The sequence below is a fragment of the Burkholderia reimsis genome (assembly GCF_003294055.1).
Lineage (GTDB): Bacteria > Pseudomonadota > Gammaproteobacteria > Burkholderiales > Burkholderiaceae > Burkholderia > Burkholderia cepacia.
Window position 1 is genome coordinate 19,925 of record NZ_QMFZ01000040.1, and the last position, 14,649, is coordinate 34,573.

9 protein-coding genes are annotated in these 14,649 nt (G+C 66.6%); 7 read left to right on the plus strand and 2 right to left on the minus strand.

What is annotated here, in order from left to right; all coding sequences use genetic code 11:
* Window positions 1–93 precede the first annotated feature (93 nt).
* Window positions 94–1,515, plus strand: coding sequence for an NAD(P)/FAD-dependent oxidoreductase (locus DPV79_RS33320; protein WP_113047443.1), 1,422 nt, complete (start codon window positions 94–96; stop codon window positions 1,513–1,515).
* 74 nt (window positions 1,516–1,589) lie between these two features.
* Here the strand turns inward: DPV79_RS33320 and purB are convergent, their stop codons facing one another.
* Window positions 1,590–2,978: an adenylosuccinate lyase gene (gene purB, locus DPV79_RS33325; protein WP_027788377.1), complete on the minus strand. Its 1,389-nt coding sequence runs from the start codon at window positions 2,976–2,978 to the stop codon at window positions 1,590–1,592.
* A 230-nt stretch (window positions 2,979–3,208) separates the two neighbouring features.
* Here purB and DPV79_RS33335 point away from each other — a divergent pair, with 230 nt between their 5' ends.
* The 6 genes from DPV79_RS33335 (at window position 3,209) to DPV79_RS33365 (ending at window position 9,064) form a co-directional block, all read left to right on the plus strand.
* Entirely contained in the window at window positions 3,209–4,162 is a 954-nt protein-coding gene (locus DPV79_RS33335; RefSeq protein ID WP_113047445.1) for a LysR substrate-binding domain-containing protein, read from the plus strand.
* Between the two features lie 279 nt (window positions 4,163–4,441).
* Complete coding sequence (locus tag DPV79_RS33345) at window positions 4,442–5,728, plus strand: Glu/Leu/Phe/Val family dehydrogenase (RefSeq protein ID WP_021163078.1); 1,287 nt, start codon at window positions 4,442–4,444, stop codon at window positions 5,726–5,728.
* A 218-nt stretch (window positions 5,729–5,946) separates the two neighbouring features.
* Window positions 5,947–6,840, plus strand: a complete 894-nt coding sequence (locus tag DPV79_RS33350; RefSeq protein ID WP_059687209.1) for a glutamate/aspartate ABC transporter substrate-binding protein — start codon at window positions 5,947–5,949, stop codon at window positions 6,838–6,840.
* Window positions 6,841–6,924: 84 nt separating this feature from the next.
* The gene (locus tag DPV79_RS33355) at window positions 6,925–7,665 is read left to right on the plus strand and encodes an amino acid ABC transporter permease (RefSeq protein ID WP_027788374.1); all 741 of its coding nucleotides are present in this window, start codon (window positions 6,925–6,927) and stop codon (window positions 7,663–7,665) included.
* On the plus strand, window positions 7,665–8,342 hold the full coding sequence (gene gltK / locus DPV79_RS33360) for a glutamate/aspartate ABC transporter permease GltK (protein WP_042977589.1): 678 nt from the start codon (window positions 7,665–7,667) through the stop codon (window positions 8,340–8,342). The genes DPV79_RS33355 and gltK overlap by 1 nt, the downstream gene beginning before the upstream one ends.
* Window positions 8,339–9,064, plus strand: coding sequence for an amino acid ABC transporter ATP-binding protein (locus DPV79_RS33365; RefSeq protein WP_027788372.1), 726 nt, complete (start codon window positions 8,339–8,341; stop codon window positions 9,062–9,064). Before gltK ends, DPV79_RS33365 begins: the two co-directional genes overlap by 4 nt.
* 100 nt (window positions 9,065–9,164) lie before the next feature.
* On the opposite strand, the gene DPV79_RS33370 is transcribed toward DPV79_RS33365, so the two are convergent.
* Window positions 9,165–14,432, minus strand: a complete 5,268-nt coding sequence (locus DPV79_RS33370; protein WP_113047447.1) for an autotransporter outer membrane beta-barrel domain-containing protein — start codon at window positions 14,430–14,432, stop codon at window positions 9,165–9,167.
* Window positions 14,433–14,649: the final 217 nt, after the last annotated feature.

The window sequence follows — 14,649 nt, forward strand, 5'->3', positions numbered from 1 at the left end:
CCCTTTTCTCGTTGACACCCATGTGGAACCGGCTGCCCCACCCGCGAAGCCAGAAGGCTCTTCGACAGGCGGCCCTACCATGTAAGTGCAATCATGACTTTCAATAACCAACCCCTGATCCAGGGCGAATCGCGTTTCGAGCAAACGCAACTGAACATCGAAAAAGACAACTGGAACTGGTGCGATCCGGCCCGCTACGACGGCGAGCGCCCGGCGAACTGGTACGAGGCGTCGTTGTCGCGCCATGAAAACACCGTGCCGCTCGCGCACGACGCGGTATGCGACGTGCTCGTGATCGGCGCGGGTCTGCTCGGCGCATCGGCCGCATTGCATCTCGCCGAAGCGGGTGTCGACACGATCCTCGTCGACAAGCACCACGTCGGCTCGGCTGCATCGGGTCGAAACGGTGGGCAACTGACGCCCGGCCTCGCGCGCTGGGAAGCGGCCGACATGATCGACCACCTGTCGCACGACGACGCGAAGCGGCTGTGGCGCTTCGCGTCGGCCGAATCGATGGACCTGATCCATACGATCGGTGCGCGTTACGCACTCGAACTCGACCGCAAACGCGGGCACATCACGGCCGCTGTCCACCCCGGCCACATGAGTGCGCTGCTGGACGGTGCGGATGCGCGCCGTCATCTCGGCGACGCGGGCGTGACGCTCGTCGGCCGCCATCAGCTGCACGACGAATACGTGCGTTCAGGGCTGTACCACGGCGCGGCGATCGATGCGATCGGCGGCCAGATCCATCCGCTCGCACTGGTGCGCGGGCTCGTTCATGGTTTCCGGCTTAACGGCGGCACGCTGTACGAAGGCACCGAGGTAGTCGAGCTCGACGAGACGCCCGCGGGCGTCGTCGCGACGACGCCGGGCGGCACGATCACCGCCCGCAAGGGCGTCGTGCTCGCGCTGCACAACACGACGTTCCGGCTGCTCGACGACGGCGCCGCGACGACCGTGCCGTTCTTTACCTATGTAAGCGTGACGGCACCGCTCGACGTCGACGTCGCGACGCTGATGCCGGCCGGCATGCCCGTGTACGACACGCAGTTCCAGATCGACTACTACCGGCCGGTACGCGGCAACCGCCTGCTGTTCGGCGGGCAGGGCACCGGCACGTGCTGGGCGCAGCCCGACGTCAACGCGTATCTGCTGACGCGGCTGAACACGGTGTTCCCGCAGGTCGACGGCCAGTTTGCGCTCGATTACTGCTGGAGCGGCGTCAGCGACTTCACGCTGAACGGCGCGACCGACAGCCGCAAGACCGACGGCCGCGTGCCGATGTACATGGTACAGGGCTGGAGCGGCCACGGCGTCGCGCAGACGGTGCGGATCGGCAAGGCGATCTGCGACGATTTCGTCGGACGCAACGACGATTTCTCGATGCTGACCGGCATCGACCATCGCGCGATTCCGCTCGGCCGCCAGTTGTCGCCGATCGCGATTCCGGCGGCGAAGGCGGCGATGAGCGTGATGAGCGCGCTCAATCCGGGGCGGATGATTTCGTTCTGAGCGGACGCGGCACGCAATGAAAAAGCCCGATGCGATTGCTCGCATCGGGCTTTTTTACGTACGGAGACGGGCGCTTACGCGATCCGCTTCGCGAGTTCGACGGCCTTGCCGATGTACGACGCAGGCGTCATCGCGAGCAGGCGATCCTTCGCATCCTGCGGGATCGCGAGCGTGCCGACGAATTCCTGCAGCGCTTCGCGCGTGATGCCCTTGCCGCGCGTCAGTTCCTTCAGCTGCTCGTACGGGTTCTCGATGCCATAGCGGCGCATCACCGTCTGCACCGGCTCGGCGAGCACTTCCCAGCAGTTGTCGAGATCTTCGTTCAGGCGCTGCGGGTTCACTTCGAGTTTGTCGAGTCCGCGGATCAGCGAGTCGTATGCGAGCAGCGAATAGCCGAGCGCGACGCCCATGTTGCGCAGCACCGTCGAGTCGGTCAGGTCGCGCTGCCAGCGCGACACCGGCAGCTTGTCGGCGAGGTGGCGCAGCGTCGCGTTCGCGAGGCCGAGGTTGCCTTCCGAGTTCTCGAAGTCGATCGGGTTGACCTTGTGCGGCATCGTCGACGAGCCGATCTCGCCGGCCTTCGTCTTCTGCTTGAAGTAGCCGACCGAGATGTAGCCCCACACGTCGCGGTCGAGGTCGAGCAGGATCGTGTTCGCGCGTGCGACCGCGTCGAACAGCTCGGCCATGTAGTCGTGCGGCTCGATCTGGATCGTGTACGGGTTGAACGTGAGCTTCAGGCGGTTCTCGATCACGTCGCGCGAGAACGCTTCCCAGTCGAATTCCGGATACGCGGACAGGTGCGCGTTGAAGTTGCCGACCGCGCCGTTCATCTTCCCGAGGATCTCGACCTTCTCGATGCGCGCGATCGCGCGGTCGAGACGGGCCGCGACGTTCGCGAGCTCCTTGCCGAGCGTCGTCGGGCTGGCCGGCTGGCCGTGCGTGCGCGACAGCATCGGCTGGTCGGCCAGCGCGTGCGCGAGCGCGACGAGGCGCTGGTGGACCGTGCGCAGCGCCGGCACGATCACGTGCGTGCGCGCACCGGCGAGCATCATCCCGTGCGACGTGTTGTTGATGTCCTCGGACGTGCACGCGAAGTGGATGAATTCGCTGGCCTTCTCGAGTTCTTCCTGGCCCTTCACCGATTCCTTCAGCCAGTATTCGACGGCCTTCACGTCGTGGTTCGTCACGCGCTCGATTTCCTTGATGCGCGCGGCGTCGTGGGCGGTGAAGCGCTCGGCGAGCTGCAGCAGGAACTGCTCGGAAGCTTCCGAGAAGCGCGGGACTTCCGCGAAGCCGGCGCGCGACAGCGCGATCAGCCAGTGCACCTCGACGGTGACACGGTGGCGCATGAAGGCGGCTTCGGAGAGCCAGTCGCGCAGCGCTTCGGTCTTGCTGGCGTAGCGGCCGTCGATGGGCGAGAGCGCGGTGAGGGCGAAAAGCGTATCGGGACGAGTGTCGGACATGATCGGGCGGGCTTTGAGGGCCGGGTCGAGCGAGGAGGGAGAATCCGGCATTTTACCATCGGCGCGGGACGATTCCGGCCGCGCCCGGCGAGCCGCCGCCGCCGCGCGCCGACGCCATGCCGGCGCCCGCATCCGGCCGCGCGCCGGGCCGCTTGCGTAGCCGCCGGCCGGCCCCGCCCGCCGGTAGAATGCAGGCTTCTTCCCGACCGCCGCCCGCCGCGCCCGCCTGCATGGAACTGAAATGGCTCGAAGACTTCGTTTCGCTCGCGGAAACGCGCAGCTTTAGCCGGTCCGCCGAGCTGCGGCACGTGTCGCAGCCGGCGTTTTCGCGGCGCATCCAGGCGCTCGAGGCATGGCTCGCGACCGAACTGATCGATCGTTCGGTCTATCCGACGCGGCTGACGCAGGCCGGGCAGATCTTCTACGAGCAGGCGCTGACGATGCTGTCGCAGGCGCACGAGGCGCGCACGCTGCTGCGCGGTCACGTCGGCGCACCGGTGCCGACGATCGAGTTCGCGGTGCCGCACACGCTGTCGCTCACGTATTTCCCGCGCTGGCTGCAGCGGATCGAGGCGAAGATGGGCCAGGTCCACACGCGGCTGCGCGCGCTGAACGTGCACGACGCGGTGCTGTCGCTCGTCGAGGGCGGCTGCGATCTCGTGATGGGCTACCACCACCCGAGCCACCCCGTCGCGCTCGACCCGGCGCGCTACGACATGCTGATCCTCGGCAGCGAGCCGATCAGCCCGTTCTCGGCGCCGGGCCGCGCGGGGCGGCCGCGCTATACGCTGCCCGGCACGGCCGATGCGCGCGTGCCGTACCTGTCATATACGCCGAACGCGTATCTCGGCCGGATGACGGAGGTCATCGTCGCGAATGCGTCGACGCCGCTGTTCCTCGATCGAGTCTATGAAACCGACATGGCCGAAGGGTTGAAGGCGATGGCGCTCGCGGGCCACGGCATCGCGTTCCTGCCGCACAGCGCGGTCGAGGATGCGGTGGCGGGCGGCCGCCTGATCCGGCTCGACCGGTCGGTGCGCGGCGGCGCGCATCCGTTCACGCTGACGATGGAGATCCGGCTGTACTGCGACAAGCTCGCGCTGCAGGGCGACGATCCGCGACAGAAGCTCGTGCGTGCGCTGTGGGACGTCGTGCGCGACGAACTGCGCGAATCCGAGGGTTAACCGTGGGCGGTTAACCGTCGATCGTCCGGCCCGGCCGGCTGACGTCGGGCCTGCGGTGCCCGTCGGGCACCTTGCCCGGCCGCCGGCCCGCGCCCGCGCAACACGATTTTTCAAGCACGCGATGCACGGCCGATCGCGGGCGTTCTTGCGCAAATCGACCGCGGATTTGCGAAAAATCGCGATCATGCAAGAAACGCATAATCGAATAAGCAAACGGCATTGGATAAAAAAAACGGGTTTTTCGACAATGTGCGCACTTCGTTGAACGTTGGAGCATCCATGTCTTCGCAACAGCAGTCCATCCCGTCCTACCTGCACGCCGACGATCTCGGCCCGTGGGGCAACTACCTTCAGCAGGTCGATCGCGTCGCGCCGTACCTCGGCTCGCTGTCGCGCTGGCTCGAAACGCTGAAGCGTCCGAAGCGTATCCTGATCGTCGACTGCCCCATCGAGCTCGACAACGGTACCGTCGCGCACTTCGAAGGCTATCGCGTGCAGCACAACGTGTCGCGCGGCCCGGGCAAGGGCGGCGTGCGCTACCACCAGGACGTGACGCTGTCGGAAGTGATGGCGCTGTCGGCATGGATGTCCGTGAAGAACGCAGCAGTGAACGTGCCGTACGGCGGCGCGAAGGGCGGCATCCGCGTCGACCCGCGCAAGCTGTCGCGTGGTGAGCTCGAGCGCGTCACGCGCCGCTACACCAGCGAAATCGGCATCATCATCGGCCCGAACACCGACATTCCGGCACCGGACGTCAACACCAACGAACAGGTGATGGCGTGGATGATGGACACGTACTCGATGAACCAGGGCCAGACGTCGACCGGCGTCGTGACCGGCAAGCCGATCGCGCTCGGCGGTTCGCTCGGCCGCAAGGAAGCAACGGGCCGCGGCGTGTTCGTCGTCGGCTCCGAAGCGGCGAAGAAGAAGGGCCTGGAAATCGAAGGCGCGCGCATCGCGGTGCAGGGCTTCGGCAACGTCGGCGGCATCGCGGCGAAGCTGTTCCAGGAAGCGGGTTCGAAGGTGATCGCGGTGCAGGATCACACGGGCACGATCTACCAGCCGGCCGGCCTCGATTCGAACAAGCTGCTCGACCACGTTGCCCGCACGGGCGGCGTCGCGGGCTTCGAAGGCGCGGAGCCGATGCCGAACGACGAGTTCTGGACGGTCGAAACCGACATCCTGATCCCGGCGGCACTGGAAAACCAGATCACCGAGAAGAACGCAGCGAAGATCCGCACGAAGATCATCGTCGAAGGCGCGAACGGCCCGACGACGACGGCGGCGGACGACATCCTGACCGCGAACGGCGTGCTCGTGATCCCGGACGTGATCGCGAACGCGGGCGGCGTGACCGTTTCGTACTTCGAGTGGGTGCAGGATTTCTCGAGCTTCTTCTGGACGGAAGACGAGATCAACCACCGTCTCGAGCGCGTGATGCGCGAAGCGTTCTCCGGCGTGTGGGCGGTCGCGGAAGAGCACAAGGTGTCGGTGCGTACGGCGGCGTTCATCGTGGCGTGCAAGCGCATCCTGATGGCGCGCGAAATGCGTGGCCTCTACCCCTGATCATTGACTATGATCCATTCATGACGCAATCCACCCGGTTGCGGATATGAACCCTCGCGGGCGGTGCCGAATCCGGCATCGCCCGCGCGCGCATTCGGGGCGCCTGGAGCCGGGAGGAAGGCTTTGCCAGGGGCGCTGCGACGTGCGGTAAACAACAGTACTTTCAAAAATATTACTTTGATACACTGGCGCGGGTTTTAGCCAAGGAGATGACCAAAATGAAATACCAAAAGGCAGTCCTGATGGTCGCGGCGCTTTGCGCGTTCGCAAGCGGCGCGCACGCTCAGGAGACGGGCACGCTGAAGAAGATCAAGGACACGGGCGTGATCGCGCTGGGCCATCGCGAATCGTCGATTCCGTTCTCCTACTACGACCAGAACCAGCAGGTGGTCGGCTATTCGCGCGAATTCCAGCTGAAGGTGGTCGACGCGGTGAAGAAGAAGCTGAACCTGCCGAACCTGCAGGTGAAGAACATCCCGGTCACGTCGCAGAACCGCATCCCGCTCGTGCAGAACGGCACGGTGGACATCGAGTGCGGCTCGACGACCAACAACACCGAACGCCAGCAGCAGGCTGCGTTCTCCGACACGATCTTCGTGATCGGCACGCGCCTGATGACGAAGAAGGATTCGGGCGTCAAGGATTTCGCCGACCTGAAGGGCAAGACGGTCGTGACGACTGCCGGCACGACGTCGGAGCGCCTGCTGCGCAAGATGAACAACGACAAGCAACTCGGCATGAACATCATCAGCGCGAAGGATCACGGCGATTCCTTCAACACGCTGGAATCGGGCCGCGCGGTCGCGTTCATGATGGATGACGCGCTGCTCGCGGGCGAGCGCGCGAAGGCGAAGCAGCCGGGCGAGTGGGTGATCGTCGGCACGCCGCAATCGGAAGAAGCGTACGGCTGCATGATGCGCAAGGGCGATGCGGACTTCAAGAAGGTCGTCGACGACGCGATCTCGCAAGTCGAGAAGTCGGGCGAAGCCGCGAAGATCTACGCGAAGTGGTTCGAGAACCCGATCCCGCCGAAGGGGCTGAACCTGAACTTCCCGCTGTCCGATTCGATGAAGAAGCTGTACGCGAACCCGAACGACAAGGCACTCGACTGACCGCAGGGCCGTTGATGCAGAAATGACGCTAATGAGACGGAAGAGGCCACGCTTCTTCCGTCTCTTTTTGCTGGAGTCTTGCCCATGTCTTACCACTGGAACTGGGGCATCTTCCTGAGCCCCGTGTCGACCGGCGAGCCGACGACTTATTTCGGATGGCTGATGTCCGGCTTCTGGGTGACGATCGAAGTGTCGCTCGTCGCCTGGGTCATCGCGCTGATCGTCGGATCGCTGTTCGGCGTGCTGCGCACCGTGCCGAACAAATGGCTGTCCGCGATCGGCACCGTGTACGTGTCGATCTTCCGGAACATTCCGCTGATCGTGCAGTTCTTCGTCTGGTATCTCGTGATACCAGAGCTGCTGCCTGCGTCGATCGGCACCTGGATCAAGCAGTTGCCGCCCACCACGCAGTTCTTCACCGCGTCGATCATCTGTCTCGGCCTGTTCACGGGCGCGCGCGTATGCGAACAGGTGCGCTCGGGGATCAACGCGCTGCCGAAGGGCCAGCGCGCCGCCGGCCTCGCGATGGGCTTCACGCAATGGCAGACGTACCGCTATGTGCTGCTGCCCGTTGCGTACCGGATCATCGTGCCGCCGCTCACGTCGGAGTTCCTGAACATCTTCAAGAACTCCGCGGTCGCGTCGACGATCGGCCTGCTCGACCTGTCCGCGCAAGCGCGCCAGCTCGTCGACTACACCGCGCAGACGTATGAATCCTTCATCGCGGTGACGCTCGCCTACGTGATCATCAACCTCGTCGTGATGGCGTTCATGCGCTGGATCGAAGGCCGCACGCGGCTGCCCGGCTATATCGGAGGCAAGTGATGCATCAGTTCGACTGGAGTAGTATTCCCGGCGCGATACCGACGCTGTGGACGGGCGCGATCGTCACGTTCAAGATCACGCTGATCGCGATCGTTGTCGGCATCGTCTGGGGCACGCTGCTGGCGCTGCTGCGGCTGTCCGGCGTGAAGCCGCTCGCGTGGTTCGCGAAGGCGTACGTGACGGTGTTCCGCTCGATCCCGCTCGTGATGGTGCTGCTGTGGTTCTTCCTGATCGTGCCGCAGGTGCTGCAGGGCGTGCTCGGGCTGTCGCCGACGATCGACATCCGGCTTGCATCGGCGATGGTCGCGTTCTCGCTGTTCGAAGCCGCGTATTATTCCGAGATCATCCGCGCCGGTATCCAGGCGGTGCCGCGCGGGCAGGTGAACGCCGCGTTTGCGCTCGGCATGAACTACGCGCAGGCGATGCGCCTCGTGATCCTGCCGCAGGCGTTCCGCGCGATGGTGCCGCTGCTGCTCACGCAGGCGATCGTCCTGTTCCAGGATACGTCGCTCGTATACGTGATCAGCCTCGCGGACTTCTTCCGCACGGCCGCCAACGTCGGCGATCGCGACGGCACGACCGTCGAGATGGTCCTGTTCGCCGGCGCATGCTATTTCGTGATTTGCTCGTTGGCGTCTGCTCTCGTCAAGGGTCTCCAGAAAAAGGTCACAAGATGATTTCCATCAAGAACGTTTCGAAGTGGTACGGCCAGTTTCAGGTCCTCACCGACTGCACGACCGAGGTCAAGAAAGGCGAAGTGGTCGTCGTGTGCGGCCCGTCGGGCTCGGGCAAGTCGACGCTGATCAAGACCGTCAACGGCCTCGAGCCGTTCCAGCAGGGCGAGATCCTCGTGAACGGCCAGTCGGTCGGCGACAAGAAGACGAACCTGTCGAAGCTGCGCTCGAAGGTCGGGATGGTGTTCCAGCATTTCGAGCTGTTCCCGCACCTGTCGATCACCGAGAACCTGACGCTCGCGCAGATCAAGGTGCTCGGCCGCGGCAAGGACGAGGCGAACGAGAAGGGCCTGAAGCTGCTCGACCGCGTCGGCCTGAAGGCGCACGCGCACAAGTTCCCGGGCCAGCTGTCGGGCGGCCAGCAGCAGCGTGTCGCGATCGCGCGCGCGCTGTCGATGGACCCGATCGCGATGCTGTTCGACGAGCCGACGTCCGCGCTCGACCCCGAGATGATCAACGAAGTGCTCGACGTGATGGTCGAACTCGCGCAGGAAGGGATGACGATGATGGTCGTCACGCACGAGATGGGCTTCGCGAAGAAGGTCGCGCATCGCGTGATCTTCATGGACAAGGGCGCGATCGTCGAGGACGACCGCAAGGACGATTTCTTCTCGAATCCGAAATCGGAACGCGCGAAGGACTTCCTCGCGAAGATCCTGCACTGAGCGTTCACGCGGGTCACGCGCTTCACGCGCGTCGATGCGGACACCGCCCGGCCGAGCGCCGGGCGGTTTTTTTTCGTCCGCTGTCCGCCGCTCGCGGGCGTTACCAGCTGTAGCGGTAGCCGACCTGCCCGACGATGCCGCGCCGATAGTCGCCGCCGATGTTGCGCGCGATCTTCGCGTTCGCGTACAGCTCGCCTGACTTGCCGAAGCTCGCGGTCACGCCGACGCCGAGCTCGTACCACGTGCGGCCGAGATGCGTCGCGAACGGCGTGCCGCCGACGACGGTCTGGCCCGGCGACAGGAAGTCGTGCAGCACGTCGGCCGTGAAGTACGGCGTGGCAGCGCTGCCGCCCGAACCGGACTGCAGGTTCGGCCGGAAGATGCGCACCCCGACGCGGCCGCGCAGCGCGTTCGTCGTCGTACCCGATACCGCCGATACGTTGTCGTTGAACCCGTTCAGCTTCAGGTACTGGTACATCAGCTGCGCCTGCGGCTCGACCGCGACCGGCAGGCCGCCGATCGCGAAGGGTTTGCCGACTTCCTGCGACAGCGCGACGCCGAAGCCGTTTTGCGACGCCTCGTTGCCGTAGCTGTCGCGATAGCGGTTGCCGTAGTGCGTGACCTGCCCGACGCTGTCGAAGTACGTGCCGTCGGACAGGTACTTCGTCCAGTAGCCGCCGACGCTCTGCGCGTGCATCTCGACCGAGCCCGTCGACGTCGACAGGTTGGCCGTATCGGCGCGTGCCATGTCGCTGAAGCTCGCGTTCGACACGCCGATGCTGGCCGTCACGCCCGCATGCGTGCTGGCGCCGCCGTTCGGCGCCTGGTCGAGCGTCCAGTCCTTGCCGAACTGCGCGAAGAAGGTGCGCTCGTCGGCCGAGAAGCGGCCCGCGTTCGCGTCGAGGCTCTGGCCGCCGATGCGCCCCCACACGCCGTCGTGATTGCCGGGCTGCTGCTTGTCGAGGTTGGCGATGTCGCCGACGCGCTCGTGCAGCTTGCCGAGTGTCGAGAAGCCGTAGTCGGCGTTCAGCAGCGGCGTGAGCGCGTAGCCGGCGACACCGGGGCGATACGCGAGCGTGCCGCCGCTGCCGTTGCCGTTCCCGCCGCCGTCGCCGCCACCGGACGGGTGGATCGGGTCGCCCGGGTCCGACGGATCGAGTTGCGAGCGCAGGTACCAGCCGTTCGCATCGCCTTGCCCGCCGCGATAGAGCCGGTATTCGTACGCGCCCGCCTGCACGGGCCCGGCGAGCTGGAATGCCGATGCGGTGGTCGTGCCGCCGTTGGTCGTGACGACCACCGGAATCCCGTCGCCCTTCGTCTGCGCGCCGGTGCCGGCCGTGTTGGCGATCTTCAGGCCCGTCGTGCCGCTCGCCGTGCCGCCGTTCACGATCACCCGGTCGGTCGGCGATGCGTCGGCGCCGAGGAACGTGTTGAGCGCGATCGTGCCGCCGTTGCCGACGTAGCTGCCGGTCGTGAGCGTCTTGTAGCTGCCCGCGAGCGTCGGCGAACCGGTCGGCGCGGCGAATGCGACCAGGCCCGCGTTGTTCAGGCTGCTCAGCACGGAGCTGCCCGTCATGCGCCACGTGCTGGTGGGGTCGACGGTCAGTGCGACCGGGTCGATCTTGCCGGTCAGTGTCGTGCCGTTCGCGAGGAGCACGTTGCCGGTGCTCGAGGCGTCCGAGACGATGTCGCCGGCCAGGTTCACGGCCGAGGCGGTGAAGGTGGCGTTGCTGCCGTTCGACAGGTCGAGCAGCGTACCGTTGCCGGCCGTCACGACCGTGCCGTTGCGCACCGCGATGTCGGCCGTGCCGCCGCGCGCGGCGAAGGCCGGGCCGGTCGCGGACGTCACGCTGCCGCCGTCGACGAGCACCGAACTCGTCGCGCCGTTTGCGAGCGTATCGGACGTCAGCACGCCGGCCGTCGCGCCCTTGAGCGTCGTGCCGGTCAGTGCGAGCACGCCGCCGCTGTCGGCGGTTGCGCCGTTGCCGGCGGCGCTGGCGATCGTCGAGCCCGTATCGCCGATGCGGCCGCCGCTGCGTGCGACGATTCCGTCGGCCAGGCTGCCCGATGCGGCGATCTTCGCGGCCGACAGCAGGGCCGTCGCGCCGGCATCCATGACGATCGCGTGTGCGCCGGCACCCGTCGTCGCGACGGTCGTGCCGGTTGCCGCGAGCGTCGAATCCGCGCCCGTCACGTGGATGCCGAGCGCGTTGCTGCCGGCGGTGCGCACGACCGTCGCCGCATCGGCCGCGATGCGCGCGCCGCCGCCCGTCGACACGATGCCGTTCGCGCCGCCGCCGGTCGTCGTGACCTGTGTGCCGGACAGCGCGATCGTCGTATTCGTGCCGAGGTTGTGAATCCCGCTGCCCGAACCGCCGGCCGCGATCGACGTCGCACCGGCCGCGATCCCGCCGCCCGATACGGTCGAGTCGATCAGCACGCCGTCGGCGCTGCCGTTCGCGATCACGGTGCCGGTGCCCGACAGCGCGACCGATGCGCCGGCACCCGTCAGACGTACGCCCGCGACGCCGTCGTCGGCTTCGATCGAACCCGCGTTGGCCAGCGTGGCCGACGCGCCCTGCACGAGCGCACCGGTGCCGTTCGAGACGCGGATCGTCGACGCGTTGTTCACCGTGCCGAGCGTGCCGACCACGACGCCCGTCGAGCCGGCGCCCGTCAGCAGCACCGAGTCGCGGTTCTCGAGCGTGCCGAGGTTCTGCGCGACGAAGCCCGTCACGCCCGCGGTCGACGACGTAACGGCCGCGTCGTTGGTCAGCGTCGTCGCGACCGGCGCGCCGGCATTGGCGCCGGCGAGGTCGTGCGCCTGGCCGTCGACGACGCCTGCGATCGCGCCTGCGGCATTCAGGTTGATCGTCGCGCCCGCGTCGATCGTGCCTTGCGCGCCGCCCTCGACCCCGATCGCGATCCCGTTCGCGCCGTTGACGTTGTAGATCGCGTTACCGGTCGACAGCACGGTGCCGGCGTCGGTCGCGAGCACGCCGTGCGCGCGCTGGCCGTTGACGTCGGTCGTCAGCGTTCCGGCTGCCGACGCACCCGTGTAGGCAGCGCCGCCCGCGACTCGGAACAGCGTCGAATCGTCGGTGTCGACGCTCAGGTGCTGCGCGGCGACGTTGATCTTCGAGCCGGCGCCATACGCATAGAAGCCGATCTGGCTGGTGCCCGACATGAACGCCGGCACCGCGTTGGCGCCGACGTCGATCGTTGCGCCCGAGCGCGCGTGCACGCCGATCGCGCCGGTGCCCGTCAGGTTGAGTGCGCCGTCGAGCGTGGCTTTCGCGTGCGGCCCCTCGGCCCACACGCCGTAGTTTCGTGTGCCCGATGCGGGATCGAGGCTGCCGGCCACGTTGATCGTGCCGGTCGAGGTCACGGCCGTCGCGTTCGTGCCGGTCCCGACGACCATGATGCCGATGCCGTTTACGCCGTTCAGCGTGATGGTGCCGGTGTTGGTCACGGTCGCCGCCGTGTTGGCCGCGAGCATGCCGACGTCGGCGAGCGGCGTGCCGGGTGCGGCACCGTTGACGACGATCGAGCCCGCGTTGGTCAGCGTGCCCGACGACGAGTTGATGCTTGCCATGGCGGCGCCGTTCTGCGTCTGCGATCCGATCACGATCGTGCCGAGGTTGTTCGCGGTGCCCGACGGGCCGAGCAGGATGCCGTATGCGTGCGCGGACAGCGCGACGTCGTTCGCGGCCTCCGGCGTGCCGGCATCGTACTGGGCCGCGCGGCCGAGATAGATCGTGCCGCCGGCTTCGTTCGTGAAGCTGCCGCCGGCGACGAGGCCGCCGATCACCTGGCTGTCGAGCGTCGTCGCGTTGACGCCGACGTTGATCGTGCCGGCGTTCGATGCGCTCGCACCGTCGGTCGCGGCGATCGCGTAGTTCTGCAGGTCGAGCCGGTTGTGGTCGAGATTCCACGCACCGACGTTCATCACGCCGTTGTTGACGAACGTGGTGCCCGTGCCGTTGGCATACACGCCGCTGCCTTCGACGTACGTATTGAGGCCGAAATTGTCGGGCGATGCGGTGCCGCCCGTGCCGAAATTGTCGCCCGCCGTGTAACCGGACGAAATCACGCCGTTGTTGACGCCGCTTGCGCCGCTCAACAGGCGCACCAGGGTGAAGTCGCCCGACAGGCGCCCGTCGTTGACGAAGTGCGCGCCGTTTTCCGCGACGACGGCCGCGCTCGCGTCGATCGTATTGGCGCCCCGGAAGTCGATCTGCCCGTCCTTGCCGATGTGCAGCGTCGCGTTCGCGCCCGTGCCGTGCATCACCGACGGATAGTTTCTGGGGAGCGCGTTCTTGTCGTCGGGCGACACGTTGTTCGCATACTCGAAGGTTTGCGTGGCGAACGTCACGGCCTGGCCGAACGCATTGTCGTAGGCTGCCTGCGAGCCGAGTGCGCCGCTCTGGACCGAACGCACGAGAAAGTTGTTGTACGCGGCGAGCGACGCGGCGTCGGTGACGGTCCACTTGCTGCCGTCGAACGCGGTGAAGGTGCCCGCGTAGGTCGGCACGTCGAGCTCGACGCGGCCGACGGGGCCGCCGCTTGCCAGATAGTCGCCGGTGATGAACCAGACCTGGTTCCGCGAATTCCAGTTGATGACGCTCGGTGTCGAGCCGGTGCCGTCCGCGTAGGTCAGGTCGGTCTGCTTGGCCGCGATCGTGATCGCGTTGCCGGGCGCCGCGGGCGCGTTCGCGGGATTGCCGATCGATACGTCGAGCGTGCCGCCCGAATTCGCGACCGTGCCGATTCGCGTGTTCACGTACTGGTCGCCGTTCACGTCGTGATAGACCTGCACGACGGTCGAGCCCGCGTTCGACGCGACGAACGCGGCCGAGTCGTAAGTGGCGACGGACGTATGGCCGCCCGTGATCGAGTCGGGGGTGCCGACGCTCTGCGTCTTGCCGCCGAGCGACACCAGCGGCTGATCCGGATTACCTGAAATGATGGGCGTGTTGGCGAACGGCATCGGCGTGTAGCCCATGTCGCCGGTTGCGCCGGTCCATGCGCCCGTCAGGCCGACGCGGTCGCCACCCGAGACGGTCGTGGCGCCGGCGAGGTCGTCATTGACGGTCGGGCTGAAGCTGCCGAGCGCGCAGGTACCGCCGCTCGCGACGGCCGCGCCGCTGCCGCACGTCGATGCGTACGCGGAGCTTGCCGACAGCATGGCCAGCACGGCACCGAGTGCCGCGGCGCGAAGCGGCGTCCGGCGCGCTGCCGTGTGGGCGGCGCGCAGGCTTGCGCCGGATGGGCTGCCCGACCGCTTGCCGCGCGCCCGCGCCGTTTCCGCAACCGCGACCCAGCAGCCGGTGGTCTCGCTCCATATCGATCGAAATGAGTGATTCACGACAAGCCCCTCTCTCTTCTTTTGATGTGGTTTTCACCGCGGTGCGGTGAAATCGCAATCCGCGGTGAAGAATGGCGTGAATGGATGCGCGGCGGCCGTGGCCGTATCTCCGCCATTCGCGATTCGTTACACCGAGGATGAGCGGACTCTACTGATCGGGAAGGAGGTGAATTGTCGGAAAGCTAACAAATGCGGCAATAGTGCTGTTTTTATTCTG

What these genes read in the sequence shown, in the direction of transcription:
- DPV79_RS33320 (WP_113047443.1), top strand. Translation starts at nt 94, where the DNA reads ATGACTTTCAATAACCAACCCCTGATCCAGGGCGAATCGCGTTTCGAG.
- purB (WP_027788377.1), bottom strand. Translation starts at nt 2,978, where the DNA reads ATGTCCGACACTCGTCCCGATACGCTTTTCGCCCTCACCGCGCTCTCG.
- DPV79_RS33335 (WP_113047445.1), top strand. Translation starts at nt 3,209, where the DNA reads ATGGAACTGAAATGGCTCGAAGACTTCGTTTCGCTCGCGGAAACGCGC.
- DPV79_RS33345 (WP_021163078.1), top strand. Translation starts at nt 4,442, where the DNA reads ATGTCTTCGCAACAGCAGTCCATCCCGTCCTACCTGCACGCCGACGAT.
- DPV79_RS33350 (WP_059687209.1), top strand. Translation starts at nt 5,947, where the DNA reads ATGAAATACCAAAAGGCAGTCCTGATGGTCGCGGCGCTTTGCGCGTTC.
- DPV79_RS33355 (WP_027788374.1), top strand. Translation starts at nt 6,925, where the DNA reads ATGTCTTACCACTGGAACTGGGGCATCTTCCTGAGCCCCGTGTCGACC.
- gltK (WP_042977589.1), top strand. Translation starts at nt 7,665, where the DNA reads ATGCATCAGTTCGACTGGAGTAGTATTCCCGGCGCGATACCGACGCTG.
- DPV79_RS33365 (WP_027788372.1), top strand. Translation starts at nt 8,339, where the DNA reads ATGATTTCCATCAAGAACGTTTCGAAGTGGTACGGCCAGTTTCAGGTC.